We start from the raw sequence: 24849 nt of genomic DNA, 5'->3' as shown, positions 1-24849 counted from the left end.
GCATCCCCGCGGAACACCTGCCGCCGCTGAGCCGGCGACTCGTCTCCTGAGGCGTTCCCGCGGGTTGCCTGCGCACGTATCATGACGACCTGCCCCCGCGGTGTCGTCACGCCGATTCGGCGCGCCAGCGTGCTGTCGTCTCGGCGAACCGCTCGAGCTCGGCGAGCGTGCCGTCGGGCGTGATCGCGCGCAGCACGATCTCGTCGACGACGTCGAACGCCGCGAGCGCGGCCGCGTCGTCGATCGTCGCGTCGATCGCGCGGATCCCGGCGCGCTCGAAGTTCGCGGCGTACGAGGGAACCGTCTCGTAGCGCCGGGCCTCCGCCTCGAGCGCCGGCCGGGCCGCGTCGTCGGCGATGGTGCGCACGTACAGGATGCTGCGGGCCGCACGGTCGCCCGCGTCGCGACGCAGCTCCGCGGTCGCCTCGGCCGCAACCGACGGCGTGAGCCAGTTCAGGAGCACGCCGTCGGCTTGCTCGGCGGCGAGCCGTCGCATGCGGGGTCCAAGCGCGCCGACGACGACCGCGGCATCCGTCGCCTGCCGCAGCGCCGCGATGCCGTCGCGCACGAGCCCGAGCGGATGCCGCGCCCCGCCCGAGCCGATGCCGAGGACCGTGCGCTCGGTGGGAAGCCCCGCGAGGTCGAGCGTTGCGACCGGACGGCGGTCGAGCGGGATCACGCCGGTCGCGAGCCCGAGCGTGGTGGTCGCCGCCGCCGCGATGCGGAGCCCCGCGAGCGAGTCGCCGCCGGGGATGTCGTTGATCCACAGGGCGTGGAAGCCCAGCCGCTCGACGAGCGCCGCGAGCGTGCGGACCGTCGCGGCATCCGTGCGCCCGGTGATGCCGATCGAGACCGCCCCACGCATAACGTCAGTCCGCGTAGGCGCCCACGAGGCGCACGGCGCCGCCGTCGACGCCCTTGGCGCCCTGTTCGAACCCGTCGAGGTCGCGAGCACCGATCGTGACCGTGCCGGCAGGCCACGCGGGCAGGCCGAGCGCGCCGAGGGCGGCCACGACGTCGGACGCGGCATCCGCCGCCACGACCGCGAAGAAGCCGATGCCGAGGTTCCAGGTGCCCTCGGTCGACTCGAGCGTGGTGCCGGCGAGGTCGTTGAGCACCCGGAAGACCGCGGCGGGCGACCACGTCGACCGGTCGAGCTCGACCCACGAGCCGCGCGGCAGCACGCGCGCGAGGTTCGCCGCGATACCGCCGCCGGTGACATGCGAGAGCGAGTGCACGGATGCCCCGAGCCGCTCGTCCTCGAGGAGCTGCACGAGCGGGCCGGTGTAGAGCCGGGTCGGCTCGAGCAGCGCCTCGCCCCACGTGGTGCCGAGGTCTGGCGCGGCATCCGTGTAGGTCAGGCCCGCGTTCGCGAGGATGTGCCGCACCAGCGAGAACCCGTTGGAGTGCAGGCCGCTCGACGCGATCGCGATGACGACGTCGCCGTCGCGTACGCGCTCGGCGCCGAGCAGGCGGTCGGCCTCGACGACGCCCACGGCGGCGCCGGCCACGTCGTAGTCGTCGACGCCCATGAGGCCGGGGTGCTCCGCGGTCTCACCGCCGACGAGCGCGGTGCCTGTCTCGGCGCAGGCGCGCGCGATGCCCGTGACGATCGCGGCGATGCGCTCGGGCACCACCTTGCCGCAGGCGATGTAGTCGGTCATGAAGAGGGGCTTCGCGCCCACGACGACGATGTCGTCGACGACCATCCCGACGAGGTCCTGGCCGATCGTGTCGTGCCGGTCGAGGGCCTGCGCGATCGCGATCTTCGTGCCGACGCCGTCGGTCGACGTGGCGAGCAGCGGCCGCGCGTAGTCCTTGGCGAATGAGAGGTCGAAGAGACCGGCGAAGCCCCCGACGCCGCCGAGGACGCCGGGCCCGTGGGTCGCGGCGACGGCCTCCTTCATGAGTTCGACGGCCAGGTCGCCGGCCCGGGTGTCGACACCGGCGGCGGCATAGGAGGAATTCGCGTCGGTCACCCGTCAAGGCTACCCGCCAGCCGGAGGTGCCCGGCGTACAATGCCCCCATGAGCGCGGGGGGCACGCCATCGTGGGTGATTCGCGAGAACGCGTCTCGCGCGGTCCTGCTCGCCCTGTACCTCCGAGAGGTGCTCGGCATCGCCTCGCCCGTCGAGCTCCCCCGGCTTCGTGACGTCGGCCCGGTCGGCGCACGACTCGAGATGGACGATCACGACCTGCTCGAGCGCCAGTGGCGCGCGTGGTGGGCCATGACGGTCGAGCCCGAGGTGCATCCATCGCCCGTGCCGCTCGAGCTCGTCGACGCGTACGGCACCGAGGTCGCCCTCCCGGTCTCCGAGGCGGAGATCCTCGCCGCCGCGATCGTGCCGCACGCCGAGGCCGCACGTGCGTGGGCGGACTGGGCGCACCAGAACTACCGCACGGCGTCGGCATCGCGCCGCGGCGACTCCTACCGCGCCTACGCCGGCACCATCGCCGAGCATGAACGCGAGGTGGGCCGCCGAGCGCACTCGTTCGAGCTCAACGTCGAGGTCGTGCCGCTCGCCGCGCAGGGCGTGTGGTGGATCGGCGCCATGACCGTGGCGGTCACCGACACGCTGCGATCGGATGCCTCGGCGTTCGACGACGCCATCCACCCGATCATCGCCGAGCTCGCGTAGCCCACGCCGCTCGTCGAGGAGCGCCGCCGAAGGCGACGCGTATCGAGACGCGGGGCACCGGCGTCAGGAGTGGACCGTCACGTGCGCCGACGTCGGCGTGCACGTGTACGTCGCGTTCCCGACCTCGTGCACACCCGGTCCGAGCTCGCGACACGTCTCGACCACGCCCGCCAGGGTCGGGATCGACACGGCCAGGACGACGATCGCCAGCAGGACGCCGGCCCCGCCGATCACGACGCCGGCCACCGCGAGGCGGTTCCGGTGTCCGGCTCGTCGGGACTGCGCCAGGGCGACCCAGCTGAGGATGAGCCCCACCAGGCTGAGCCCGCCGACGAGGGAGAGGACGAAGCCGACGATGCCGAGCGTCCGGCCAGGCACCTCACCGGGTGGAGCGGGTGCCGCCGGCGCGGTCGCAGCGGCGAGGTGATCGTGCAGGCGGAGCGCCGCATCCTCGTACGCGCGCCGGTCGGCGGGGTCCGCGAGCTCGACGCCGAGGAGCCGGGGCTCGTCGGTGAAGAGCCGACGCACGTCATCGAAGGCGGCTTCGTGCTCGACGGCGACGCGGCGGGCATCCGCCCGGAGCTGCGCCGCGCGACCCGGGCGACCGTTGCGGTCGAGGATGGCCGCGAGCTCGTCGAGCGCCGCGGAGACGGCCTCACTCCCGGCGACGGCCGGGGTCGCTGGCGCATCGGTCGTGGCGGCGTCGTGGGACATCGATCCTCATCTCGGGTCCGGAGCCTCCCGGATCCGAGTGGCGCTCGGCTCGGATCATAGCCACCGCCGGGTGGCGGCGTCGAGCGGCACGCATGCCAGACTCGACCCCATGAGCATCTGGTTCGGCGAGCCCTCACTCGACTGGGCGACCTCGCGCCGCGAGGGCACCCTCCTCGACACCCTCGGCATCGAGCTGACCGAGCTGACCGAGGACTCGCTGAAGGGCCGGATGCCGGTCGACGGGCGCACGCGCCAGCCGGGCGGGGTGCTGCACGGCGGGGCATCCGTCGCCTTCGCCGAGACGCTCGCGAGCTGGGGCTCGACGTTCACGGTCGACCCCGAGGCGTTCTACTGCGTGGGCATGGAGATCAACGCGAACCACGTGCGGCCGATCGCCGAGGGCTGGGTCCTCGGCGAGGCGCGGCCGATCTCGCGCGGACGCACGACGCAGGTGTGGGACATCCGCATCACCGACGAGCAGGGGCGCCTCGTGTGCGTCTCGCGGTGCACCATGGCGGTGCTCGCGCGGCCGTCGGAGTACTGACGGCCGGGTCCAGACAGCCTGGTACTGACAGCGGCGGGGCCGCGAGAATATCGTGGTCCCGTGAAGCCATTCGTCCTCCTTGCCACGCGCGCGGAGGACCTGCCCGCCGACGCGGAGTACGCGCTCTTCCTGCGCTACTCCGGGCTCGACGAGCGCGACCTCATCCGGGTGCGGCTCGAGGCGGAGCCGATGCCGCACCTCGACCTCGACGCGCTGTCGGGGATCTTCGTCGGCGGCGGTCCGTTCAACGCGTCCGACCCGCCCGAGCAGAAGACGGCGGTGCAGCACCGCGTCGAGGCGGAGTTCGCCGCCCTGCTCGACGAGGTGGTGGCCCGGGACTTCCCGTTCCTCGGCGCCTGCTACGGCGTCGGCCCGCTCGGCCTCCACCAGGGCGGATCGATCGATCGCACCTACACCGAGCCGATCGGCGTCGTGCCCGTGACGCTGACCGACGCCGGGGCATCCGACCCGGTGCTGGCCGGGATGCCGCGCCTGTTCAACGCGTTCGTCGGGCACAAGGAGGCCATCAAGGACCTGCCGTCCTCGGCGGCACTGCTCGCCTCCTCGCCGACCTGTCCCGTGCAGATGTTCCGGGTCGGGCGGAACGTCTACGCGACGCAGTTCCACCCCGAGCTCGACCTCGAGGGGATCATCCTGCGCATCCACGCCTACGGCGGCTACGGCTACTTCGCCGACGACGAGGTCGACGCCACCATCGCCCGGTCGAAGCTGGGGCCGGTCGAGCATCCGAGCCGGATGCTGCGCAACTTCGTCGAGCTGCACGCGCGATAGGCATCGCCGTCGGATGCCGCGCCGTGCTGCATGCCGCTGCTCACGTGAGCAGCGGCATCCGTTCAGCCGGCTCACACGCGCGCGTGTGGGAGGATGGAACGTCCAGCTCGGACGCTTCACCCCCACCCCCGAGGAGCCATCGCTCGCATGTGCGGCATCGTCGGCATCGTCTCCACCGAGCCCGTCAACCAGCAGATCTACGACAGCCTCCTCCTGCTGCAGCACCGTGGCCAGGACTCCACCGGCATCGCGACCGCCGACGGCCCCGTCTTCCACATGACGAAGGCGCGCGGGCAGGTGCGCGAGGCGTTCCGCACGCGCGACATGCGCTCGCTGCTCGGCAACATCGGCCTGGGCCACGTGCGCTACACCACGAAGGGCGCCGCCGAGCGCGAGGAGGAGGCGCAGCCGTTCTACGTGAACGCGCCGTACGGCATCATCCTCGTGCACAACGGCAACCTCACGAACACGCGCGAGCTCTCGAGCGACCTCTTCTCGATCGACCGTCGGCACGTGAACTCCACGAGCGACACCGAGATGCTGCTGAACGTGCTCGCCACCGAGCTGCAGTCGCAGATCAAGGGCCTCGAGCTCGACCCCGACCAGGTGTTCCGCGCGGTGTCGCAGGTGCACGAGCGCGTCGAGGGATCGTACGCGGTCATCGCGATGATCGCCGGCCACGGACTCCTCGCGTTCCGCGACCCGTTCGGCATCCGCCCGCTCATCCTCGGCAAGCGCACCACCGAGGCAGGCAAGACCGAGTGGATCGTGGCATCCGAGTCGCTCGTGCTCGAGAACGGCGACTACGAGGTCGTGCGCGACGTCGAGCCCGGCGAGGCGATCTTCATCACCCTCGACGGCGAGATGTCCTCGCGGCAGTGCGCCCGCGACCCGCGGCTCGTGCCGTGCTCGTTCGAGTACGTCTACCTCGCCCGTCCCGACTCGGTCATGAACGGCATCTCGGTCTACGAGGCGCGCCTGCGCATGGGCGACCGGCTCGCCGACACGATCGCCACCCACATGGACAAGGGCGACGTCGACGTCGTCATGCCCATCCCCGACTCGTCGCGCCCCGCGGCCATGCAGGTCGCGCAGAAGCTCGGCATCGAGTACCGCGAGGGCTTCTACAAGAACCGCTACGTCGGCCGCACGTTCATCATGCCGGGGCAGGCGCAGCGCAAGCGCTCGGTGCGCCAGAAGCTCAACGCCATGGGCACCGAGTTCAAGGGCAAGAACGTGCTCATCGTCGACGACTCGATCGTGCGCGGCACGACATCGCAGCAGATCGTCGAGATGGCGCGCGCCGCCGGCGCCAACAAGGTGACGTTCACGTCGGCCGCTCCCCCGGTGCGGTTCCCGCACGTCTACGGCATCAACATGCCGAGCCGTCAGGAGCTCATCGCGCACGGCCGCAAGATCCCCGAGATCGCGGGCGAGCTCGGCGCCGACCACATGATCTACCAGGAGGTCGACGACCTCCAGGCGGCGATCACGCAGGGCACGTCGATCGACCGGCTCGACCTGTCGTGCTTCACCGGCGACTACGTGACCGGCACGGTCACCGAGGAGTACCTCGAGTGGGTCGAGAAGACGCAGCTCAGCTGAGTTGATCGACGCTAGTCGTCGATGCGGTGCGTCGACTCGTGCACGACGTCGACGGCCCGCGCGCGCTTGGCCGAGGCGCGGTCGATGATGAGCGCGACCACCGCGCCGAGCGCGGCGCCGATCACGCCGCAGAGCAGCAGCAGGAAGCCGAAGACCTGGCCCTTGTCGAAGCCGGGCTGGAGATCGGGCTGCGCGGGCTCGCCCGAGAACGCGAACGTGAGGATCAGCGCGACGACCGCGCCGACGAGCGCGCCGAGCGTGATGAAGCGGCCGTAGCGCGGCGCGCGGCGCACCGTGACGACGTCGTCCGTCACGTCGGTCTCGAGCGGCTCGCCGCCGTCGCCCTCGGGGCGGGGGAAGTCATCGGTGTTGCTCACCCGTCCATTGTCCCATCCGGCGCAGGGTGTCATCGCCGGGCGCCGTCGGAGTCCGTGCCGCAGGCCCTGCCATCGACCCGTCAGCCCGGGATGACCGGCAGGACGTCCGCAAGGTCGGCCCGCTGCCCCGACGCGTGCACCCGCCCGGCGTCGCGGGCGTCCTGCCACGACAGGTCGCCCGCGGCGAGCGCGATCCAGGTCCCGGCATCCGTCTCGATGACGTTCGGCGGCGTGCCGCGCGTGTGCTTCGGACCCTCCACGCACTGCACCGCGGCGTAGGGCGGCACCCGCACCTCGACCGTGCCGCCCGGCGCCTGCTCGGCGAGCAGCTGCAGCGAGTAGCGCACCGCGAACGCGAGGGTCGTGCGGTCGACGGATGCCGCGAGCCCGAGCCGATCGCCGGCCGCCGCGTGCTCCGCCGCGATCGCTCGCACGGTGGCGAACGCCGCGCGTCCGAGCTCGTCGTCGATGCGTGCGCGTGCCATGCCTCCATCCTCCCGCACGCCGGTGACACAGGGGTGTGCGGGGGGCCGTCACACGGGGTCCCGGCCCCGGGCGCGCGCACCCCGATCCGGTAGCCTGAACCGGTGAGAATCCTCGTCCTCGGCTCGGGCGCGCGCGAGCACGCCATCATCCTCGCGCTCCTCGACGAGGAGGCCGGCCACGAGATCATCGCAGCTCCCGGCAACGCCGGAATCGCCGCATCCGCGACCTCTGCGGCCCGCGGCACCGTGACCACGATCGCGCTCGACCCGACCGACCCCGTCGTGGTCGCCGACTACGCGATCGACAACGACATCGAGCTCGTCGTCATCGGCCCCGAGGCGCCGCTGGTCGCTGGCGTCGCCGACGCCCTGCGGACCCGCGGCATCGCCGTGTTCGGTCCCGGCAAGGCGGCCGCGGCGCTCGAGGGGTCGAAGACGTTCGCGAAGCGGATCATGGAGGCCGCCGGCGTGCCGACCGGCCGGGCCACGCTCGCCGAGACCCTCGCCGAGGTCGAGGCGACGCTCGACGAGTTCGGCGACCCCTACGTCGTGAAGGCCGACGGCCTCGCCGCAGGCAAGGGCGTGCTCGTGACGACCGATCGCGACGCCGCGCTCGCGCACGCCACCCACTACCTGCAGCAGGGCCCCGTGCTCGTCGAGGAGTTCCTCGACGGCCAGGAGGTCTCGCTCTTCCTGCTGTCCGACGGCACCAACGTGCTGCCGCTCTCGCCCGCCCAGGACTACAAGCGCCTGCACGACGGAGACGCCGGGCCGAACACCGGCGGCATGGGCGCGTACTCGCCGCTGCCCTGGCTCGCCGACGACTTCGGCAGCGAGCAGGCGTTCGTCGACGAGGTCATCGAGACCATCGCCCTGCCGACCGTGCGGCAGCTCGCCGAGGAGCAGACCCCGTTCATCGGGCTGCTCTACGCCGGCCTCATCCTCACGCCGAAGGGCATCCGCGTCATCGAGTTCAACGCCCGGTTCGGCGACCCTGAGACGCAGGCCGTGCTGCCGCGCCTCGCGACGCCGCTGTCGGGCCTGCTGTTCGCCGCCGCCACGGCCGGCCTGGGTGCGCTGCCGCGTCCCGAGTTCCGGGCGGATGCCGCGGTGACGGTCGTGCTCGCGAGCGAGGGGTATCCCGAAGCCCCCGTGACCGGTCGCGAGATCGAGGGGCTCGACGACGCGGCATCCGTGCCCGGCGTTCACGTGGCGCACGCCGCAACGGCCATCGGCGCCACCGCGGCCGACGGCGGCGAGCCCCCGCTCATCGCCACCGGCGGCCGCGTGCTCAACGTCGTCGCGGTGGGCTCGGACTTCGCCGAGGCCCGCAGCCGCGCCTACGACGCGCTCGGCCGCCTGCGCCTCGAGGGCGGGCAGTACCGCACCGACATCGCCGCGCGCGTCGCGGAGTGACCGCCGCGCATCGTCGCGGAGTGAGGAGCACGGACACATGAGCGGAACGGCTGACCTGCCCGGCTGGACCCACGTCTACTCGGGCAAGGTGCGCGACCTGTACGTGCCGAGCGAGGCGCTGGACGACGACGACACCTGGACGGGCGACCCGCTCCAGCTCTCGCGCATCGTGCTCGTGGTCGCGAGCGATCGCGTGAGCGCGTACGACCGGGCGCTCGAGCCCGCGATCCCCGGCAAGGGCGCGATGCTCACGGCGCTCACGCGCTGGTGGTTCGACCAGCTGCCCGACGTGCCCAACCACCTCGCCTACGCCGAGGACGACCGCCTGCACCTGCCTGCCATCCCCGCCGAGGTCGCCGACCGCGCCACCCTGGCCCGCACGCTCGACATGTTCCCCATCGAGTGCGTCGTGCGCGGCTACCTCACGGGCGGCGGCTGGAAGGAGTACCAGGCCACCGGCGCCATCGGCGGCGTGCCGCTGCCCGAGGGCCTGCAGAACGGCGACCGATTCCCAGAGCCGATCTACACGCCCGCGTGGAAGGCGCCCATGGGGGAGCACGACGAGAACATCACGTACGAGCGCACCGTCGAGCTCGTCGGCGAGACCGTCGCCGAGCAGCTCCGCGCGATCTCGCTCGAGACGTTCGCGCACGCCTCGATCATCGCCGAGCGGCGCGGGCTCATCCTCGCTGACACGAAGTTCGAGTTCGGCGCCGACCGCGACACGGGCATCGTGACGCTCGCCGACGAGGTGCTCACGAGCGACTCGAGCCGCTACTGGGATGCCGACGCGTACCGCACGGGCACGACGCCCGAGTCGCGCATGGCGAGCTTCGACAAGCAGATCGTGCGCGACTGGCTCGCCGCGAACTGGGACCAGGCGGCGTTCGAGGCCCCGCCGACGCTGCCGCACGAGATCGTCGAGCAGACCGCCGAGCGCTACCGGGCGCTGCTCGACCGACTGACGCTGGGGCTCTGACGCGGAGCTCGGCCCCGAGACGCTGACGCCATCGGGAATGCGCACTCGGGCGTCCCGCGTTATCATTAGTTGTGACTACAACCAATGACCTTCCGTCGGGCGGACTCCTCGCCGCCGACACCGGCATGGGCGCGGTGACGCTGCGGGTCGCCGACCTCGACGCCATGATCCGCTACTACCGCGACGGCGTCACCCTCCAGCTGCTGAGCCACGACGGCCCCGTCGCCGTACTCGGACGCGGCGCCACGCCGATCGTGATCCTCGCGCACGCCCCCGAGCTCAAGCACGCGTCGCCGCGCAGCGCCGGGCTCTTCCACACCGCGATCCTGTTCGACTCGCGCGAGGCGCTCGCGACCGCCACCTACTCCGTCGCGTCCAAGTACCCCGGCACCTTCACGGGCAGCTCCGACCACCTCGTGAGCGAGGCGTTCTACTTCACCGACCCCGAGGGCAACGGCGTCGAGCTCTACTTCGACCGCGACCGCTCCACCTGGAGCTGGACGCACGGACGGATCGAGATGGCCACGATCTTCCTCGACCCGAACACCTACCTGCGCGAGCACCTCGGCCAGGCAGGGGCGGATGCCGCGGCATCCGGCCTCGGGCTCGGCGACGCCGTGGTGGGCCACGTGCACCTCTCCGTCGGCGACATCGACAGCGCGCGGGAGTTCTACGTGCACCGCCTCGGCTTCGAGACGACCGCCGACGGCTGGCCCGGCGCGCTCTTCGTCTCAGCGGGCGGCTACCACCACCACATGGCGATGAACACGTGGAACAGCGCCGGCGCCGGCCGACGCGGCCTCGCGCTCGGTCTCGGCAAGGTCGAGATCGTCGTGCCGACGGCCGACGACCTCGGCGAGCTCGGCGAGCGGATGTCGCACTACGACGTCACGACGCGCGACGACGGTCGCACGCTCGCGTTCGACGACCCGTGGGAGAACCTCGTCGAGGTGCGCGCCGAGCGCCGCCCGGTCGTCGAGTAGCGCCGCCGCCCGGTCGTCGAGTAGCGCCGCCGCAGGCGACGCGTACGCGCCGGTCGTCGAGTAGCGCCGCCGGAGGCGACGCGTATCGAGACGCATGTTGCTCGAGCGGAACATGGATCTCGATACGCGTCCGGCTCCGCCGGGCGCTACTCGATCACCGAGGGGGCCGACTTCGGCCCCTTCGCGTGCGACATGTCGTGGAACGCGTCGAACGATTGCCCGGCGCCCGGCAGCGGCGTGAGGTCGGGCCGGGCGCGCAGGCCGTCGAGCACGACCGTGAGCTGGCGCCGCCAGTAGGGCAGGTAGGCGCCGCCGTACTGCCCGATCGAGCCGAGCATGTCGACGAGCACGCCGAGGTCCACGGCCGTGACGTCCTCGCGCAGCGCGCCCTCGGCCTTCGCCCGCGCCACGATGCCGTCCATCGTGTCGGCGAACTCGGCACCCGGCTTGTAGTCGGGGTCGAGCTCCGCGACCCGCCGCATCACCGCGGGCAGGTACGGCGACTCGGCGACCCAGGCCCCCAGCCGCTCCAGCCAGAGCTCGATCGCGCGCCATCCGGTCTCGGCGCCGACGATCTCGGGCGCGAAGTCGTGCAGGTCGCCGACGGCGGTGTCGTAGAGCTCGCGGATGAGCGCGTCGCGCGTCGGGAAGTGGCGGTACACCGTGCCCGCGCCGACGCCCGCCCGCGTGGCCAGCTCGTCGAGCGGGGCGTCGATGCCGCGCTCCCCGAAGAGCACCCTCGCCTCGACGAGGAGCCGCTCGTGGTTGCGTCGTGCATCGCGGCGCGGCGACGCAGTGGGGTTCACGAGTTCACTGTACGCCCGGTTGTCGGGTATCATTCGGAGAGTCGCCTCCGCTTCGATCGGAGCGGTGGCGGACGGCCCTCTTGGGGGAGAGGGAGGCGGCGCGGCGGGCAGCAGGCCGGTCTGACCGGGTGGGGGCGCCCGCCGCGCCCGATCCGCACGAAGCGTCGCGGGCTAGGCTGATGGGGTGCCCGAACCCCTCGAAGACGAGCAGCCCGTCGCGGCCAACACGCGCCGCATCGAGGCATCCGTCGTCACCGATTTCAGCGACCGCATGAGCTACGGCGGCTACCTCGACCTGTCGACCCTCCTCGCCGCGCAGCGGCCGATATCGCAGCCCGAGCACCACGACGAGCTGCTGTTCATCATCCAGCACCAGACCACGGAGCTGTGGCTGAAGTTGGTGCTGCACGAGCTCGAGACGGCGTGCGAGCTGCTGCGCGTCGACGAGCTCGCACCCGCGTTGAAGTGCATCGCGCGCGTCAAGCACATCCAGAAGACGCTCACCGAGCAGTGGTCGGTGCTCGCGACCCTCACGCCCACCGAGTACGGGCAGTTCCGCGGCGTGCTCGGCAATGCGAGCGGCTTCCAGTCCTACCAGTACCGCGCCGTCGAGTTCGTCCTCGGCAACAAGAACGCGAAGATGATGCAGGTCTTCGAGTCGGATGCCGCGGCGACCGCGATCCTCCGCCGGGCCCTCGAATCGCCCAGCCTCTACGACGAGTTCCTGCGACTGCTCGCCCGGGCGGGCTACCCGATCCCCGCCGACGTGCTCGAGCGCGACGTCACCCTCGCGTGGACGTTCCACGCCGACCTCGTGCCCGTGTTCGCGCAGATCTACGCGAACCCCGACGAGCACTGGGCGGCGTACGAGACGTGCGAGGAGCTCGTCGACCTCGAGGACAACTTCCAGCTCTGGCGCTTCCGCCACCTGAAGACCGTCGAGCGCATCATCGGCTCCAAGACCGGCACGGGCGGGTCGAGCGGCGCCCCGTTCCTCAGGCGCGCGCTCGCGCTCACGTTCTTCCCCGAGCTCTACGCCGTGCGCACCGAGATCCCGGGCTGAGCCGATGACCGACGCCCCCGCGGACCCGTTCGTCGCCCCCGTCGTCGCGCTCGACCTCGGCCCGCTGGCCGTGCCCGTGCGCCGCTCGCTCAACGGCGACCACGCCGGTGAGACGGGCACCATGCTGCCGCCGCTCGTCGACCACCACGTGCACCTCATGCTCGTCGGCGCCGACGCGCTCGCCGACACCGCGATCGCCGGCATCCTCGACCTGGGGGCGCCGCTCGATCTCGTGGCGGCCCGCCGCCACCGCGACGGACTGCCGCGCGCCGACTTCGCCGGCACGTTCCTGACCGCGCCCGGCGGCTACCCGATCGGTCGTCCGTGGGCGGCGCCCGGCTGCGCACGCGAGGTCGAGGCCGACCACCGCGCCGGACGATCGGCGCTGCCGAGTGCCGCCGAGACCGCGGTCAGCGAACAGCAGGCGTTCGGGGCATCCGTCATCAAGGTCGCGCTCAACGCCGATGTCGGGCCCGTGTTCGACCCGACGACGCTCGCCGCGATCGTGCGGGCCGCGCACGAGCGGGGCCTGCCCGTGGTCGCGCACGTCGAGGGCGACGGGATGACGCGGCTCGCCGTGGAGGCCGGCATCGACGCGCTCGCCCACACGCCGTTCACCGAGCACGTCGACGACGCCCTGCTCGAGCGGGCCGTCGCGATCGGGCAGCGCTGGATCTCGACCCTCTTCGTCACCGGCTACGGCACCGTCACGCCCGACTCCGAGCGCGCCGCCGGCAACCTGCGGCGCTTCCTCGACGCCGGCGGCCGCGTGCTCTACGGCACCGACCTCGGCAACGGCGACCAGCCGCTGGGCGTGAACGCCGACGAGCTCGCACTCATGGCCGGCGCGGGCCTCGACGCCCCCGCCCTCCTCGCCGCGATCACCGACCCGTGGCCCCGCCCGGCCCGCGCCGAGGGCATCGCCACCTTCGTGCCCGGCCCCGTGCCCGACACCCTCGACGAGGTGCCCGCGTGGCTCGCGACCGCGTGCCTCGTGCCCATGGAAGACCTGGAGGCCCTGTGACCCTCGACCCGCATCTCGCCTACGCCCGGCGCATGGACCGCGCCGACGGGCTCGCACACTACCGCAAGCGCTTCGTAGGCGCGGAGAGCGACCTCGTCTACTTCGACGGGAACTCGCTCGGGCGGCCGCCGATCGCTGCGATCGACCGCATGGACCGGTTCCTGCGCGAGGACTGGGGCGGGCGGCTCATCCGCGGGTGGGACGAGGCGTGGATGCAGCTGCCGTTCGAGATCGGCGACCGCATCGGGCGCGCGGTGATCGAGGCGAAGGCCGGGCAGACCGTCATCGGCGACTCCACGACCGTGCTGCTCTACAAGCTCGCGCGCGCGGCCGTCGACGCGCAGCTCGCACGCGACCCCGGTCGACGCGAGATCGTGGTCGACAGCGACAACTTCCCCACCGACCGCTACGTGCTCGACGGCATCGCGCGCGAACGCGGCCTGCGCCTGCGCTGGATCGAGGTCGACACCTCGTCGGGCGTGACGCCCGAGCACCTCGCCGAGGTCGTCGGACCCGACACCGCACTCGTCGTGCTCTCGCACGTCGCCTACCGGTCGGCCTACCTCGCCGACGCCGAGGAGCTCACGCGCATCGCGCACGACGCCGGCGCACTCGTGCTCTGGGACCTCTGCCACTCGGCCGGGTCGGTGCCGGTGCGGGCCGACCACTGGGGGTTCGACCTCGCCGTCGGCTGCACGTACAAGTACCTCAACGGCGGTCCGGGCTCCCCCGCGTTCGCCTACGTGCGCGACGACCTCCAGGACGTGCTCGCCCAGCCCATCCAGGGGTGGATGGGGACCGCGGACGTGTTCGCGATGGGCCCCGAGTACCGCCCGGCCCGCGGCATCCGTCGCTTCATCAGCGGCACGCCGCCCATCGTGGGCATGCTCGCGATGGAGGAGACGCTCGCCATGATCGAGGAGGCCGGCATCGCCGCGATCCGGGCGAAGTCGGTCGCGCTCACGTCGTACGCGATCACGGTCGCCGACGAGTGGCTCGCTCCGCTCGGCGTCACGCTCGCGTCGCCGACCGAGTCCGAGGAGCGCGGCGGGCACGTGACGCTCGAGCATCCGGCGATGCGCGAGGTCACGGCCCGGCTCTGGCAGCAGGACGTGATCCCCGACTACCGCGACCCCGGCGGCCTGCGGCTCGGCCTCTCGCCGCTGTCGACGAGCTTCGAGGAGGTGCACCGCGGCCTCGCGGCCACGCGCGACCAGCTGAAGAGCGTGCTCCTCGAGCGGGCCGGGCTGGCGTAGGGCGGCGTAGCGGGCCGCCCGGCGAAGGGCGGTCGCAGGGGGCGGATGCCTCAGGCCGCCGTCATGGCGTCCGACGGCGTGCGTGCGGCCGCCCGGCGGTCGCCGAGCACGATCGCGAGGATCACCGCGAGTGCGAGGCCGAACTCGAAGACCGCCGAGAGCCAGAGCTCGGGCGCGGTGACGACGAGCGAGATGCCCAGCACGACGTGCATGCCGGAGATCGTGAGGATGATCGCGCGGCCTGCGGCGACCTGCGCCCGGTGCACGAGCACGAGGCCGACCACGACGGCCAGACCCATGAGCATGTTGTAGACGCCCACGTTGCGGGTCCACAGTGCGACGGCGTCGTACTCGTCGGGATCGATGAGGAAGATCGGGTACAGCTCGGGGCTGCGGAAGAAGAACGACTCGAGCATGCCGACGGCGATGAGCGTCAGCGCCTCGAGGGCGGCGAGCACCTGTGCGACGGGATTCATGGGCGTATCCTCGTCGGCGCCGGCGGCATCCGCATCGGGGCCCGCCACACCATGAGGGCGCGGATACCCCGACCTCGACCTAGCAGCCCCGTCGGCGCGTTGGCAAGCCCCGCGGCCGCTTCGGACGGCTCCCGACCAGCGCGCGTACCATGACCGGATCGCAACGACGAGGAGGGTGCAACCATGACCGACACCGACCGCAACATCGCCGACGCGACCCAGGCCGCACGCCAGGCCGCAGACAAGGTGACGGATGCCGTCGGCGATGCCGGCGACGAGCTGCTCGACGAGGCCGGCGACGCCGTCCGCGACGCGAGCGCGTCCGTCCGCGGCGCCGCCGACGAGCTCTTCGACGGTGGGAACGACGCGAAGGAGCACGTGGCCGCGGTCGTCGGCGACGTGATCGACGACGTGAAGGCCGCGGCATCCGATGCCGCCGATGCCGTCACCGCCCAAGCCAAGGAGGCCTACGCGAACGCGAAGACCGCCGCCGACGACGGCGTCACCTACGTGCAGGCGCGCTACCGCGAGAACCCGGTGGCCGTGATCGCAGTGGGCGCCGCGATCGTCGCGGGCGTCGTGCTCGTGCTGCGGGGCATCTTCAAGCGCTGAGCCGAGTGTCGCCGGCCCGGTCGAGCGTGTGGCGCCGACCGGGCCGACTCACGCGGTGACCCCCGACAGCCGGCGCCGCGAGCGCGCGATCATCGCCTGCACGAGGTGCGGGTGCACGACCCGCACCGGCAGGAACCACGCCTGGCCGAGCCGACCCTTGAGCCGCACGGCCGTGACCACCCGCACGATGCCGTGCCGTTCGTCGACGCCGACGCCGACCCGCACGTCGAGCAGCCGCTGATCGACGGCGATCAGGACCTCGTCGCCCGAGACGCAGCGCACGGCGAAGCGGTCGCGCGGCGCCCTGGGCACGCCCACGAGCGGGCCGAGCAGCTGGCGCAGGCGCACGAGCAGGACGAGCCACGTCGGCAGCGAGCGCAGCGAGAACAGGGCGCGCGCCCACGCCGCCGGGTCGGCCGTCGCGTGCGCGGGCAGCACGCCGACCGCGACGTCGGCGTAGTCGGGATCGGCGATCTCGTCGAACGCCATCGACCAGAAGACGGGAGTGGACATCGTTCCTCCATACGGGGGCGTATGGAAGACTATACGGTACCGTACAGTCATGGCAAGCTTCTCGGCCGACGACTGGGTGGGCGCGGCGTACCGTCGCTTCAACGAGGGCGGCCTCGCCGCGGTGCGGGTCGAGGCCGTGGCGCGCGACCTCGGCGCCACCAAGGGCTCGTTCTACTGGCACTTCGCCGATCGGGCCGCCCTCGTGAACGCGGTCATGGAGCGGTGGGAGCGCAGCGAGACGGACTTCGTCATCGACCTCGTGGAACGCGCGGGCACGCCCGAGGAGCGGCTCGCCGCCCTCTACGACGTCATCGTCGACCGCATGGGCGAGCGCGGCGGCGAGCGCACGCTCTACCTCGACGCGGCGCCCGAGTCGGTCGACGCCGTCGTCGCCCGCGTCACCGAGCGGCGCGTCGCCTACGTCGCCGCACTGCTGCACGACGCCGGCGTCGACGACGACGAGGCGCGCCGCCGCGGCGCCGCCGTCGTCGCGGCGGTCATCGGCTTCCAGCAGCTCGCCGCCGGCGGATGGAGGGCGGGGCCGGCAGTCGACACGCACGAGCTCACCGCCACCGTCCTCGGCATGAGCCTCAGCGGCGTCCACGGCAGGCATGCAGCACGCCATGCGGATGAGGCCGAGCCCGAGGGCGCCGGCGTGCAGCCGGACGGCACGTCGCCCGACGCCCGATAGAATCGAGGCATCCACACCCTCGACACCGGACGGAGAACCGCGGTGCCCACCATCGTCGTCGACGTGATGCCCAAGGCCGAGCTGCTCGATCCCCAGGGGAAGGCCGTCGCCGGCGCCCTCGCCCGCACGGGCCGCACCGGATTCACCGGTGTGCGCATCGGCAAGCGCTTCGAACTGACCGTCGACGGGCCCGTCGACGACGCGCTCAAGGCGCAGGTCCAGCAGATCGCCGAGGAGATCCTCTCGAACTCGGTCATCGAGGACGTCGTCGGCATCCACTACGAGCAGTCCAACGTCGAGCTCGCCGAGGAGGCCGCGCACGCGGCATCCGAGCACGCCGACACCGGCTACGTCGCGCCCGCGGGCGAGACCCACTGAGGCCGGCCCCCATGCGCATCGGCGTCATCACCTTCCCCGGCTCGCTCGACGACCGCGACGCCCAGCGCGCCGTGCGTCTCGCCGGCGCCGAGCCCGTGGCCCTCTGGCACGGCTCGCACGACCTCGAGGGCGTCGACGCGCTGATCCTGCCCGGCGGCTTCAGCTACGGCGACTACCTGCGCTGCGGCGCCATCGCGTCGCTCAGCCCGATCATGACCGAGGTCGTGGATGCCGCGAACAAGGGCCTGCCCGTGCTCGGCATCTGCAACGGCTTCCAGATGCTCACTGAGGCGCACCTGCTCGAGGGCGGCCTCATCCGCAACGACCACGGCTCGTTCATCTGCCGCGACCAGGTGCTGCGCGTCGAGAACGCGTCGACCGACTGGACCAGCGGCTTCGAGGCCGGCCAGGAGATCACGATCCCGCTGAAGAACGGCGAGGGCGGCTTCATCGCCGACCACGAGACGCTCGACCGCCTCGAGGGCGAGGGCCGCGTGGTGTTCCGCTACGTCGACGTGAACCCCAACGGCTCGCTGCGCGACATCGCCGGCATCACGAACGCCCGCGGCAACGTGGTCGGCCTCATGCCGCACCCCGAGCACGCGGTCGAGCCCGGCTTCGGCCCCGACACCCCCGCCGCGATGCGGTCCGGCGTCGACGGACTCGGGTTCTTCACCTCGGTCGTGCAGCGCGCGCTCGTCGAGGCATAAGCCCGGCCAGCGGATGCCGCGGTGCGGCGCCGTGATCGGTGACGGCGCCATTCGCGGCGCGTGCATTCGTGGGCCCTCCATTGCCGGTTGATGGGCGGCGCATAGCGACGGGCCGGATGCTTCGGGGAGCCGCGGGGATCCGCCCCGCCTCGCCGGAGGACCTCATGACCGCCACCGCACCCCAGTACCCGACCGGACCTGCCGGCGCGACGCCGCAGCCGTACACGGCGCCCCAGCCCTACGCCGCGGCATCCGTCGCCTCATCGCCCGGCGCCGCGCCCGCGCCCCCTGCGGAGAAGACCCCGTGGTACCGCCGCGCCTGGGTGCTGGCCGTGTCGGCCGTGCTCATCGCAGTGCTCTCGTTCGCCAGCGGGTTCGTCGCCGGGAACGCGACGGCCTTCTTCAACCGGCTCGGCGGGCCCGGCATGAGCGTGAACGGTCCGGGCTTCCCCGACGGCGTGCGCCCCGGAGACGGCCAGATCCCGCAGTTCCCCGGCGGTGACCTCGACGACGACGGATCGTGATCGGCCGAGTCGCGCGGGGGAATCCCGGCGATGAGTTCGGCGCAGGTGACCACGGGCCGGGGCAGGATGAGGGGATGACCCCCGCCGACGCATCCCCCGAGCCGCTCACGCCCGAGCTCGCCGACACGATCGCCGACCTCTTCGGCAAGCGCGACCGCGAGCACATGCAGCCGACCATCGACGCGTTCCTCGCGCTGCTCGCGGAGCATCCGAACCAGCCCGAGGTGCTCTACGAGGTCGGCGGCTCGTACGACACCGACGGACAGGAGCAGGAAGCGCTCGGCTACTACGAGGCCGCGATGGCCGCCGGCCTGTCGGGCGACGCGCTGCGCAAGTGCCTCCTGCAGTACGGCAGCACCCTGCGCCTCCTCGGACGCCACGAGGACTCGGTGGCCGCGCTCGACCGCGCGCTGGCGGGGTGGCCCGAGTCGCCTTCGGTGAGGGCGTTCCACGCGCTCGCGCTGCACGCGGCCGGTCGCAGCGACGGCGCGGTCGGCGAGCTGCTCGCCCTCGTCGCGGCGGAGATCCGAACGCCCGACGTGCTCCGCTACGAGGCGGCGCTGCGCGGCAACGCCGGCTTCCTGATCGGGCTCGACCAGCAGCGCGGGCGCTGAGGAGCGGCGGTCAGCCGCCGTCCTGCTGCGCGATCCACGCCCGGATCAGCGTCTGCAGCGCATTCCGCTTCGCCACGAGGTCGTCGGCGTCGAGGAAGCGCGCGATGCGGGACACGTCGCCTTCACCTTCGAGCAGCCCGTCAGGATCGGGGAGCGCCGCGCCGCGATGGAACATCAGGCTCGCGTGGGTCCTCGTCTTCGGGTAGAACGACGCGATGTTGCCCTTGTAGGTGAACGTCGGCGCCTGCCACTTGATGACCTCGTTCACGCGGTCGTCGGCATCGAGGATCGCCTCGCGCACGGCGAGCACGAGCTCGCGCTGCGGGTTGTCGTAGCGGTCGAACCAGGCGTCCACGTCGGGATCGTGCTTCGCCATGGGTGTCTCCCTTCCTCGGGGCGGCGCCGCGGCATCCGCTGCGGAGCTCAGTGGACGAGCGAGCCGAGCCAGATCACGATCAGCCCGAGGGTGGCCGTCACCACGGCGCTCAGGAGCCACCAGCCCCAGTGCCCACCGCGGCGCCGGGCGGCGAACCAGCCGATCACGGCGAGCACGGCGACCCCCACCCAGAGGGCGAGGTAGTACGCGAGGTACTCGTCGAGCAGGTTCAGGGCGGCGAGGCCGAGGAAGATCGTGGGCAGCACCATCGCCAGCAGCATCCCCGCCGTGTGCGCGGCCGAGGAGCGCGCGGCGAGCAGGATCCCGCGGAGCCGCGGCCCCTCCGACTCCTCGCGCGCGATCGTTCCCGCGTAGACGTGGGCGAGCCAGAAGACGACGACCGCACCCAGCGTGAAGACCAGCACCTGGAGGTCGGTGTCCTCGCGCCAGCCGATCGCGATGAGCGAGCTCACGAGCACCACGCCGTAGATGGCGGACTCCGATCGATACGCCCGCAGCATGAGGGTGGCTCGCTTCACCACGGTCTCGGACGCCGCCTGCGCAGCGTGACGGGGCGTGCGCTCCTCGTCGGGGACGCGCGCCGCGTGCTGCTCGTCGCTGCTGCTCGTCATGTCGGCCTCCCCGATTCGCGGACATCGTAACGCCGCAGGGGACCGGAGCGCTCGCCGAATCTGACGGACCGGTTCCATCCTTCGACGGATGCCACGTGCAGCCGGCCTTGGCACCATGGAAGGACCCCGAACCCTGGAGCCCATGTGTCACCCAAGCGCCTCTTCCGCGCACTCGCCTTCGCCGAAGCCGTCACCTGGACGATCCTCATCGTCGCCATGATCCTGAAGTACGCCGCCGGCGTCGACGCGGCCGTGCTCGTCGGCGGCTCGATCCACGGCTTCGTCTTCCTCGCGTACGCGTTCGCCGCCGTGCTCGTCGGCGTGAACCAGCGCTGGCACCTCGGCCTCATCGCGTTCGCGGTGCTCACCGCGATCGTGCCGTACGCCACCATCCCGTTCGAGGTCTGGCTCATGCGCCGCGGCCGCCTCGAGGGCGAGTGGCGCCGCGAGGCGGGCGAGCACCCGGCCGACGCCTCCTGGGTGAACGGGATGCTGCGCTGGTTCCTCGCCCGCCCGGTGCTGCTCACCGTCGCGGCGGTCATCGGCATCGCCGTCGTGTTCTCCGCGCTGCTGGTCATCGGCCCGCCCGGAGGCCGCGAGGCGTAGGCGTCGCCCGCCGGCTCGCGAGCGGGCGTGGCCGCCGTTCGCGCGGGGCGCGAGAATGGACCGCATGCCCATCCTCAACAAGGACATGTCGGTGTGCATCTCGCTCGCCGGCCGCCCGTCGAACCTCGGCACCCGCTTCCACAACGTCCTCTACGACGAGCTCGGCCTGAACTTCATCTACAAGGCGTTCACGACCGACGACATCGAGGGGGCCGTCCGCGGCATCCGCGCGCTCGGCATCCGCGGATGCTCCGTGTCGATGCCGTTCAAGGAGGCGGTCATCCCGCTCGTCGACATCGTCGAGCCCTCGGCCGCGGCGATCGAGTCGGTGAACACGATCGTGAACGACGGCGGCGTGCTGTCGGCGTCGAACACCGACTACGAGGCGATCGCGCAGCTCATCGCCGAGCACGAGCTGGATCCGGCGCAGCGGGTGCTGGTGCGCGGCTCGGGCGGCATGGCGAAGGCCGTCGTGGCGGCGTTCCGCGGCGCGGGCTTCACCGACCTCAGCATCGTGGCGCGCAACGCCGACGCGGGCGGCGCGCTGGCCGAGAAGTACCGCTACCACTGGGTCGCCGACGATCCCGAGCCCGACTTCGACATCATCGTGAACGTCACTCCCCTGGGCATGCATGGGGCCGATGCCGCGGCACTCGCGTTCGCGCCCGAGTTCATCGAACGCGCGAACACCGTCTTCGACGTGGTCGCGTTCCCCGCCGAGACCCCGCTGATCCTCGCCGCCCGCGCAGCCGGGAAGCCCGTGATCACGGGCGCGGAGGTCATCGCGCTGCAGGCCGCGCGGCAGTTCGAGCGCTACACGGGCGTCGCGCTGACACGCGACCAGGTGGAGCGCGCGGCGGCGTTCTCGCGGGAGGAGTGACCCGCCGCACGAACGCTTTTCTCAGGACCACGGGGTCGCAACCGCACGCTTCTCAGGAGATTCGCCCGACCTCGGCCGCCGAGCCGCGCAGATCTCCTGAGAAACGCAGACCGCGCCGCGGCCCGGGCTGGCTGAGAGGCCGGGCGTTATCGCGGCAGTCGGCGGCCCGGGGGTGCTCGGGAGCGCTCGGTCCGCCCGGCGTGCTCACGTGAGCACGCCGGGTAGACTCGTTGGGTCCGGCATCCGCCCGCGGCATCCGCTCGCCGCTGTTCCCTGGAGCTCGCCACCCGTGACCACCGAAACCGCCGCCACGACCGCTGCCCCGACGACTCCGGTGCTCGACACCGTGGAGGTCGCAGCGACCACCCCGGAGAAGGAGCAGCCGTACGCGGCGCTCGGCCTGAAGCCCGACGAGTACGAGCGCATCCGCAACATCCTCGGCCGCCGTCCCACGAGCGCTGAGCTCGCGATGTACTCGGTCATGTGGAGCGAGCACTGCTCCTACAAGTCGTCGAAGATCTACCTGCGCCAGTTCGGCAAGAAGGTCACGCCCGACATGAAGCAGCACCTGATGGTGGGCATGGGCGAGAACGCCGGCGTGCTCGACATCGGCGAGGGCTGGGCCGTCACCTTCAAGATCGAGTCGCACAACCACCCGTCGTACATCGAGCCGTTCCAGGGCGCTGCGACCGGGGTCGGCGGCATCGTGCGCGACATCATCTCGATGGGCGCACGTCCGGTCGCCGTCATGGACGCGCTGCGCTTCGGCGCCATCGACCACCCCGACACGGCGCGCGTGGTGCACGGCGTCGTCGCGGGCATCAGCTTCTACGGCAACTGCCTCGGCCTGCCGAACATCGGCGGCGAGACGTGGTTCGACCCGACCTACCAGGCCAACCCCCTCGTGAACGCACTCGCGGTGGGCGTGCTCCGCCACGAGGACCTGCACCTCGCCAACGCGAAGGGCGCCGGCAACAAGGTCGTGCTCTTCGGCGCCCGCACGGGCGGCGACGGCATCGGCGGCGCGTCGATCCTCGCGTCCGACACGTTCGCCGAGGGCGGCCCCACCAAGCGCCCCGCGGTGCAGGTCGGCGACCCGTTCGCCGAGAAGGTGCTCATCGAGTGCTGCCTCGAGCTGTTCGCGGGCGACCTCGTCGAGGGCATCCAGGACCTGGGTGCCGCCGGCATCTCGTGCGCGACCTCCGAGCTCGCCTCCAACGGCGACGGCGGCATGTCGATCGTGCTCGACGAGGTGCTGCTGCGCGACCCCACGCTCACGCCCGAGGAGATCCTCATGAGCGAGAGCCAGGAGCGGATGATGGCGATCGTGAAGCCCGAGAAGCTCGAGGGCTTCCTCGAGGTCGTCGAGAAGTGGGACGTCGAGACGAGCGTGCTCGGCGAGGTCACCGAGACCGGCCGCCTCTCGATCACGTGGCGCGGCGAGGAGATCGTGAACGTCGACCCGCGCACGGTCGCGGTCGACGGCCCAGTGTACGAGCGCCCGGTCGCTTACCCGTCGTACCTCGACGCGCTGCAGGCCGACGGGGCATCCGGCCTGCCTCGACCGACGTCGGGCGACGCCCTGCGCGCCCAGTTCATGGCGCTGGTCGGCTCGGCCAACCAGGCGGATGCCGCGTGGGTCACGAACCAGTACGACAAGTACGTGCTCGGCAACACCGCGCTCAGCCACCCCGACGACGCCGGCATGGTGCGCGTCGACGAGGAGTCGGGCCTGGGCGTCTCGGTCGCGACCGACGCGAACGGCCGCTACTCGCAGCTCGACCCGCGCCAGGGCGCGAAGCTCGCCCTCGCCGAGGCGTACCGCAACGTCGCCGTGACCGGCGCGAAGCCCATGGGCGTCAGCGACTGCCTGAACTTCGGCTCCCCCGAGAACCCCGAGGTCATGTGGCAGTTCTCCGAGACCGTCGAGGGCCTCAGCGACGGATGCCTCGAGCTCGGCATCCCCGTCACGGGCGGCAACGTGTCGTTCTACAACCAGACCGGCGACGTGCCGATCCACCCGACGCCCGTGATCGCCGTGCTCGGCGTGATCGACGACGTCGCCCGCCGCATCCCCTCGGGCTGGCAGGACGACGGCCACAACATCTACCTGCTCGGTGACACGTCGGCCGAGCTCGACGGCTCCGCCTGGGCGGGCGTCGTGCACGACCACCTCGGCGGTCGCCCGCCGGCCGTCGACCTCGGTCGTGAGAAGGACCTGGCCGAGCTGCTCAACGCGGCCGCGCTCGAGGGCCTCATCGACTCGGCGCACGACCTCAGCGATGGCGGCCTCGCGGTCGCCCTGTCCGAGGCGGTCGGCCGCTTCGGCGTCGGCGCGCGCGTCGTCCTCGACGAGGTGCTCCAGGACGCCGGCATCGACGCCGCGACGGCGCTCTTCTCCGAGTCGACCGGTCGCGTGATCGTGACCGTGCCCCGCGAGGACGACGTGAAGTTCCGCGGCCTCTGCGAGGGCCGGGGCTACCCGGTGCGTCGCATCGGCGTGACGGATGCCGCGTCGGGCGCCCTCGAGGTGCAGGGCCTGTTCACTGTGCCGGTCGAGGAGCTGCGCCGCGTCAACCGCGCCCCGCTCGCCGACGCGTTCGGCCCGGTCGTCGGGTACTGACCCGGCGGCACTGACAGGCGCGCGGATCCGGCGATGAGCGACGAGCGACAGCACTACACGGCGGGCTACGCCGCGGAGCACGGTCGCTTCACGGTGATCCCGGCGGCCTACGTGTTCCTGCTCGACGGCGGACGCGTGCTGCTGCAGCTCCGGGCGGGCACGGGATACTACGACGGCTGGTGGGGCGCCTCGGCGGCTGGCCACGTCGAGGCGAGCGAGTCGGTGTTCGACGGACTGATCCGCGAGGCGGCCGAGGAGATCGGCGTCGCCATCGAGCCCCGAGCGCTCACGCCGCTCACCACCATGCACCGCACCGGATCGCCGGCCGCCATCGACCAGCGCGTCGACTTCTTCTTCGCCTGCCGTCAGTGGACCGGCGAGCCGCGCCTGCTCGAGCCGAAGGCCGAGGAGATCCGCTGGTTCGACCTCGACGACCTGCCGGCGAACGTCGTGCACCACGAGCGCTTCGTGCTCGACGGCATGGTCGCCGGCAAGCTTCCCGTGATCACGGCGTACGGGTTCTGAGGATCG

At 72.1% G+C, this 24849-nt stretch carries 29 protein-coding genes and 1 pseudogene; 20 read left to right on the top strand and 10 right to left on the bottom strand.

The window, feature by feature from the left end; all coding sequences use genetic code 11:
* Positions 1 to 106: 106 nt before the first annotated feature.
* Together ACFVN5_RS03620 and purM are read right to left on the bottom strand one after the other, a co-directional pair.
* Positions 107 to 865, bottom strand: coding sequence for an LLM class flavin-dependent oxidoreductase (locus tag ACFVN5_RS03620; RefSeq protein WP_376953281.1), 759 nt, complete (start codon positions 863 to 865; stop codon positions 107 to 109).
* Positions 866 to 869: 4 nt separating this feature from the next.
* Positions 870 to 1979, bottom strand: coding sequence for a phosphoribosylformylglycinamidine cyclo-ligase (purM, locus tag ACFVN5_RS03615; RefSeq protein ID WP_376953280.1), 1110 nt, complete (start codon positions 1977 to 1979; stop codon positions 870 to 872).
* A 48-nt stretch (positions 1980 to 2027) separates the two neighbouring features.
* Between purM and ACFVN5_RS03610 the strand changes: the two genes are divergently transcribed.
* Positions 2028 to 2639 (top strand): zinc-binding alcohol dehydrogenase, encoded by a 612-nt coding sequence (locus ACFVN5_RS03610; protein WP_376953279.1) that lies wholly within the window; start codon positions 2028 to 2030, stop codon positions 2637 to 2639.
* Between the two features lie 63 nt (positions 2640 to 2702).
* Here the strand turns inward: ACFVN5_RS03610 and ACFVN5_RS03605 are convergent, their stop codons facing one another.
* On the bottom strand, positions 2703 to 3353 hold the full coding sequence (locus tag ACFVN5_RS03605; protein WP_376953278.1) for a DUF4190 domain-containing protein: 651 nt from the start codon (positions 3351 to 3353) through the stop codon (positions 2703 to 2705).
* 109 nt (positions 3354 to 3462) lie between these two features.
* On the opposite strand from ACFVN5_RS03605, the gene ACFVN5_RS03600 reads away from it, so the two are divergent.
* From ACFVN5_RS03600 to purF, 3 genes are all read left to right on the top strand, one after another.
* Positions 3463 to 3897: a hotdog fold thioesterase gene (locus ACFVN5_RS03600; protein WP_376953276.1), complete on the top strand. Its 435-nt coding sequence runs from the start codon at positions 3463 to 3465 to the stop codon at positions 3895 to 3897.
* Between the two features lie 60 nt (positions 3898 to 3957).
* Positions 3958 to 4689: a glutamine amidotransferase gene (locus tag ACFVN5_RS03595; protein WP_376953275.1), complete on the top strand. Its 732-nt coding sequence runs from the start codon at positions 3958 to 3960 to the stop codon at positions 4687 to 4689.
* A gap of 147 nt (positions 4690 to 4836) precedes the next feature.
* A complete protein-coding gene (gene purF / locus ACFVN5_RS03590; RefSeq protein WP_376953274.1) occupies positions 4837 to 6294 on the top strand; it encodes an amidophosphoribosyltransferase in 1458 nt (485 codons plus the stop codon).
* Positions 6295 to 6305: 11 nt separating this feature from the next.
* Here the strand turns inward: purF and ACFVN5_RS03585 are convergent, their stop codons facing one another.
* Together ACFVN5_RS03585 and ACFVN5_RS03580 are read right to left on the bottom strand one after the other, a co-directional pair.
* A complete protein-coding gene (locus ACFVN5_RS03585; protein ID WP_376953273.1) occupies positions 6306 to 6671 on the bottom strand; it encodes a potassium transporter Trk in 366 nt (121 codons plus the stop codon).
* A gap of 80 nt (positions 6672 to 6751) precedes the next feature.
* Entirely contained in the window at positions 6752 to 7156 is a 405-nt protein-coding gene (locus ACFVN5_RS03580) for a sterol carrier family protein (protein WP_376953271.1), read from the bottom strand.
* A gap of 102 nt (positions 7157 to 7258) precedes the next feature.
* Here ACFVN5_RS03580 and purD point away from each other — a divergent pair, with 102 nt between their 5' ends.
* The 3 genes from purD to ACFVN5_RS03565 all read left to right on the top strand — a co-directional run bounded on the left by purD (position 7259) and on the right by ACFVN5_RS03565 (position 10534).
* A complete protein-coding gene (gene purD / locus ACFVN5_RS03575) occupies positions 7259 to 8572 on the top strand; it encodes a phosphoribosylamine--glycine ligase (RefSeq protein WP_376953269.1) in 1314 nt (437 codons plus the stop codon).
* A 37-nt stretch (positions 8573 to 8609) separates the two neighbouring features.
* Positions 8610 to 9551 (top strand): phosphoribosylaminoimidazolesuccinocarboxamide synthase, encoded by a 942-nt coding sequence (locus tag ACFVN5_RS03570; protein WP_376953268.1) that lies wholly within the window; start codon positions 8610 to 8612, stop codon positions 9549 to 9551.
* Between the two features lie 125 nt (positions 9552 to 9676).
* Positions 9677 to 10534 (top strand): VOC family protein, encoded by an 858-nt coding sequence (locus tag ACFVN5_RS03565; RefSeq protein ID WP_376954304.1) that lies wholly within the window; start codon positions 9677 to 9679, stop codon positions 10532 to 10534.
* Positions 10535 to 10680: 146 nt separating this feature from the next.
* Here ACFVN5_RS03565 and ACFVN5_RS03560 read toward each other — a convergent pair whose 3' ends face one another.
* On the bottom strand, positions 10681 to 11340 hold the full coding sequence (locus tag ACFVN5_RS03560; protein WP_376953266.1) for a TetR/AcrR family transcriptional regulator: 660 nt from the start codon (positions 11338 to 11340) through the stop codon (positions 10681 to 10683).
* Positions 11341 to 11524: 184 nt separating this feature from the next.
* Between ACFVN5_RS03560 and kynA the strand changes: the two genes are divergently transcribed.
* From kynA to ACFVN5_RS03545, 3 genes are read left to right on the top strand one after another with little or no spacing between them, the layout of a single operon-like run.
* Positions 11525 to 12403 carry a tryptophan 2,3-dioxygenase gene (gene kynA, locus ACFVN5_RS03555; protein ID WP_376953265.1) on the top strand — a complete coding sequence of 293 codons (879 nt, stop codon included), beginning with the start codon at positions 11525 to 11527 and terminating at the stop codon, positions 12401 to 12403.
* A 4-nt stretch (positions 12404 to 12407) separates the two neighbouring features.
* On the top strand, positions 12408 to 13427 hold the full coding sequence (locus ACFVN5_RS03550) for a hypothetical protein (RefSeq protein WP_376953263.1): 1020 nt from the start codon (positions 12408 to 12410) through the stop codon (positions 13425 to 13427).
* Positions 13428 to 13459: 32 nt separating this feature from the next.
* Positions 13460 to 14683, top strand: a complete 1224-nt coding sequence (locus tag ACFVN5_RS03545) for a kynureninase (RefSeq protein ID WP_376954303.1) — start codon at positions 13460 to 13462, stop codon at positions 14681 to 14683.
* Positions 14684 to 14733: 50 nt separating this feature from the next.
* On the opposite strand, the gene ACFVN5_RS03540 is transcribed toward ACFVN5_RS03545, so the two are convergent.
* Positions 14734 to 15159 carry a DUF1304 family protein gene (locus ACFVN5_RS03540; protein WP_376953262.1) on the bottom strand — a complete coding sequence of 142 codons (426 nt, stop codon included), beginning with the start codon at positions 15157 to 15159 and terminating at the stop codon, positions 14734 to 14736.
* Between the two features lie 183 nt (positions 15160 to 15342).
* Between ACFVN5_RS03540 and ACFVN5_RS03535 the strand changes: the two genes are divergently transcribed.
* Positions 15343 to 15771: a hypothetical protein gene (locus ACFVN5_RS03535; protein WP_376953261.1), complete on the top strand. Its 429-nt coding sequence runs from the start codon at positions 15343 to 15345 to the stop codon at positions 15769 to 15771.
* A gap of 48 nt (positions 15772 to 15819) precedes the next feature.
* Here the strand turns inward: ACFVN5_RS03535 and ACFVN5_RS03530 are convergent, their stop codons facing one another.
* On the bottom strand, positions 15820 to 16284 hold the full coding sequence (locus tag ACFVN5_RS03530; protein ID WP_376953260.1) for a DUF2867 domain-containing protein: 465 nt from the start codon (positions 16282 to 16284) through the stop codon (positions 15820 to 15822).
* 49 nt (positions 16285 to 16333) lie between these two features.
* On the opposite strand from ACFVN5_RS03530, the gene ACFVN5_RS03525 reads away from it, so the two are divergent.
* The 5 genes and pseudogenes from ACFVN5_RS03525 (at position 16334) to ACFVN5_RS03505 (ending at position 19201) form a co-directional block, all read left to right on the top strand.
* The gene (locus ACFVN5_RS03525) at positions 16334 to 16975 is read left to right on the top strand and encodes a TetR/AcrR family transcriptional regulator (RefSeq protein ID WP_376953259.1); all 642 of its coding nucleotides are present in this window, start codon (positions 16334 to 16336) and stop codon (positions 16973 to 16975) included.
* Positions 16976 to 17017: 42 nt separating this feature from the next.
* Positions 17018 to 17251: pseudogene (gene purS, locus ACFVN5_RS03520) on the top strand (phosphoribosylformylglycinamidine synthase subunit PurS); the annotation flags it as partial.
* Positions 17252 to 17364: 113 nt separating this feature from the next.
* Complete coding sequence (gene purQ / locus ACFVN5_RS03515; RefSeq protein WP_376953257.1) at positions 17365 to 18063, top strand: phosphoribosylformylglycinamidine synthase subunit PurQ; 699 nt, start codon at positions 17365 to 17367, stop codon at positions 18061 to 18063.
* Between the two features lie 164 nt (positions 18064 to 18227).
* Positions 18228 to 18587 carry a hypothetical protein gene (locus tag ACFVN5_RS03510; protein ID WP_376953255.1) on the top strand — a complete coding sequence of 120 codons (360 nt, stop codon included), beginning with the start codon at positions 18228 to 18230 and terminating at the stop codon, positions 18585 to 18587.
* Positions 18588 to 18661: 74 nt separating this feature from the next.
* Positions 18662 to 19201: a tetratricopeptide repeat protein gene (locus ACFVN5_RS03505; RefSeq protein ID WP_376953254.1), complete on the top strand. Its 540-nt coding sequence runs from the start codon at positions 18662 to 18664 to the stop codon at positions 19199 to 19201.
* 10 nt (positions 19202 to 19211) lie between these two features.
* Here the strand turns inward: ACFVN5_RS03505 and ACFVN5_RS03500 are convergent, their stop codons facing one another.
* Positions 19212 to 19577 (bottom strand): DUF1801 domain-containing protein, encoded by a 366-nt coding sequence (locus ACFVN5_RS03500; protein WP_376953252.1) that lies wholly within the window; start codon positions 19575 to 19577, stop codon positions 19212 to 19214.
* A gap of 47 nt (positions 19578 to 19624) precedes the next feature.
* Positions 19625 to 20209 carry a hypothetical protein gene (locus ACFVN5_RS03495; protein WP_376953251.1) on the bottom strand — a complete coding sequence of 195 codons (585 nt, stop codon included), beginning with the start codon at positions 20207 to 20209 and terminating at the stop codon, positions 19625 to 19627.
* Between the two features lie 144 nt (positions 20210 to 20353).
* On the opposite strand from ACFVN5_RS03495, the gene ACFVN5_RS03490 reads away from it, so the two are divergent.
* From ACFVN5_RS03490 to ACFVN5_RS03475, 4 genes are all read left to right on the top strand, one after another.
* Positions 20354 to 20815, top strand: a complete 462-nt coding sequence (locus ACFVN5_RS03490) for a DUF3817 domain-containing protein (protein ID WP_376953250.1) — start codon at positions 20354 to 20356, stop codon at positions 20813 to 20815.
* Between the two features lie 64 nt (positions 20816 to 20879).
* Positions 20880 to 21695, top strand: a complete 816-nt coding sequence (locus ACFVN5_RS03485; RefSeq protein ID WP_376953249.1) for a shikimate 5-dehydrogenase — start codon at positions 20880 to 20882, stop codon at positions 21693 to 21695.
* Between the two features lie 289 nt (positions 21696 to 21984).
* Complete coding sequence (gene purL, locus ACFVN5_RS03480) at positions 21985 to 24318, top strand: phosphoribosylformylglycinamidine synthase subunit PurL (RefSeq protein WP_376953248.1); 2334 nt, start codon at positions 21985 to 21987, stop codon at positions 24316 to 24318.
* A 33-nt stretch (positions 24319 to 24351) separates the two neighbouring features.
* A complete protein-coding gene (locus ACFVN5_RS03475) occupies positions 24352 to 24843 on the top strand; it encodes an NUDIX domain-containing protein (RefSeq protein ID WP_376953246.1) in 492 nt (163 codons plus the stop codon).
* The last annotated feature ends 6 nt before the right edge of the window (positions 24844 to 24849 follow it).

Source organism: Agromyces sp. NPDC057865, from assembly GCF_042796995.1.
In the GTDB taxonomy this organism is placed as follows: domain Bacteria; phylum Actinomycetota; class Actinomycetes; order Actinomycetales; family Microbacteriaceae; genus Agromyces.
This window is presented reverse-complemented; position numbering and strand designations above follow the sequence as displayed.

Bases quoted from the DNA above. Each gene is read 5' to 3' on its own strand.
- ACFVN5_RS03500 (WP_376953252.1), bottom strand. From the start codon at position 19,577: ATGGCGAAGCACGATCCCGACGTGGACGCCTGGTTCGACCGCTACGAC.
- ACFVN5_RS03600 (WP_376953276.1), top strand. From the start codon at position 3,463: ATGAGCATCTGGTTCGGCGAGCCCTCACTCGACTGGGCGACCTCGCGC.
- ACFVN5_RS03475 (WP_376953246.1), top strand. From the start codon at position 24,352: ATGAGCGACGAGCGACAGCACTACACGGCGGGCTACGCCGCGGAGCAC.
- ACFVN5_RS03570 (WP_376953268.1), top strand. From the start codon at position 8,610: ATGAGCGGAACGGCTGACCTGCCCGGCTGGACCCACGTCTACTCGGGC.
- ACFVN5_RS03530 (WP_376953260.1), bottom strand. From the start codon at position 16,284: ATGTCCACTCCCGTCTTCTGGTCGATGGCGTTCGACGAGATCGCCGAT.
- ACFVN5_RS03620 (WP_376953281.1), bottom strand. From the start codon at position 865: ATGCGTGGGGCGGTCTCGATCGGCATCACCGGGCGCACGGATGCCGCG.
- ACFVN5_RS03550 (WP_376953263.1), top strand. From the start codon at position 12,408: ATGACCGACGCCCCCGCGGACCCGTTCGTCGCCCCCGTCGTCGCGCTC.
- ACFVN5_RS03535 (WP_376953261.1), top strand. From the start codon at position 15,343: ATGACCGACACCGACCGCAACATCGCCGACGCGACCCAGGCCGCACGC.
- ACFVN5_RS03605 (WP_376953278.1), bottom strand. From the start codon at position 3,353: ATGTCCCACGACGCCGCCACGACCGATGCGCCAGCGACCCCGGCCGTC.
- ACFVN5_RS03540 (WP_376953262.1), bottom strand. From the start codon at position 15,159: ATGAATCCCGTCGCACAGGTGCTCGCCGCCCTCGAGGCGCTGACGCTC.
- ACFVN5_RS03485 (WP_376953249.1), top strand. From the start codon at position 20,880: ATGCCCATCCTCAACAAGGACATGTCGGTGTGCATCTCGCTCGCCGGC.
- purQ (WP_376953257.1), top strand. From the start codon at position 17,365: ATGCGCATCGGCGTCATCACCTTCCCCGGCTCGCTCGACGACCGCGAC.
- purF (WP_376953274.1), top strand. From the start codon at position 4,837: ATGTGCGGCATCGTCGGCATCGTCTCCACCGAGCCCGTCAACCAGCAG.
- ACFVN5_RS03580 (WP_376953271.1), bottom strand. From the start codon at position 7,156: ATGGCACGCGCACGCATCGACGACGAGCTCGGACGCGCGGCGTTCGCC.
- ACFVN5_RS03565 (WP_376954304.1), top strand. From the start codon at position 9,677: ATGGGCGCGGTGACGCTGCGGGTCGCCGACCTCGACGCCATGATCCGC.
- ACFVN5_RS03495 (WP_376953251.1), bottom strand. From the start codon at position 20,209: ATGACGAGCAGCAGCGACGAGCAGCACGCGGCGCGCGTCCCCGACGAG.
- ACFVN5_RS03545 (WP_376954303.1), top strand. From the start codon at position 13,460: ATGGACCGCGCCGACGGGCTCGCACACTACCGCAAGCGCTTCGTAGGC.
- ACFVN5_RS03505 (WP_376953254.1), top strand. From the start codon at position 18,662: ATGACCCCCGCCGACGCATCCCCCGAGCCGCTCACGCCCGAGCTCGCC.
- ACFVN5_RS03510 (WP_376953255.1), top strand. From the start codon at position 18,228: ATGACCGCCACCGCACCCCAGTACCCGACCGGACCTGCCGGCGCGACG.
- ACFVN5_RS03610 (WP_376953279.1), top strand. From the start codon at position 2,028: ATGAGCGCGGGGGGCACGCCATCGTGGGTGATTCGCGAGAACGCGTCT.
- ACFVN5_RS03525 (WP_376953259.1), top strand. From the start codon at position 16,334: ATGGCAAGCTTCTCGGCCGACGACTGGGTGGGCGCGGCGTACCGTCGC.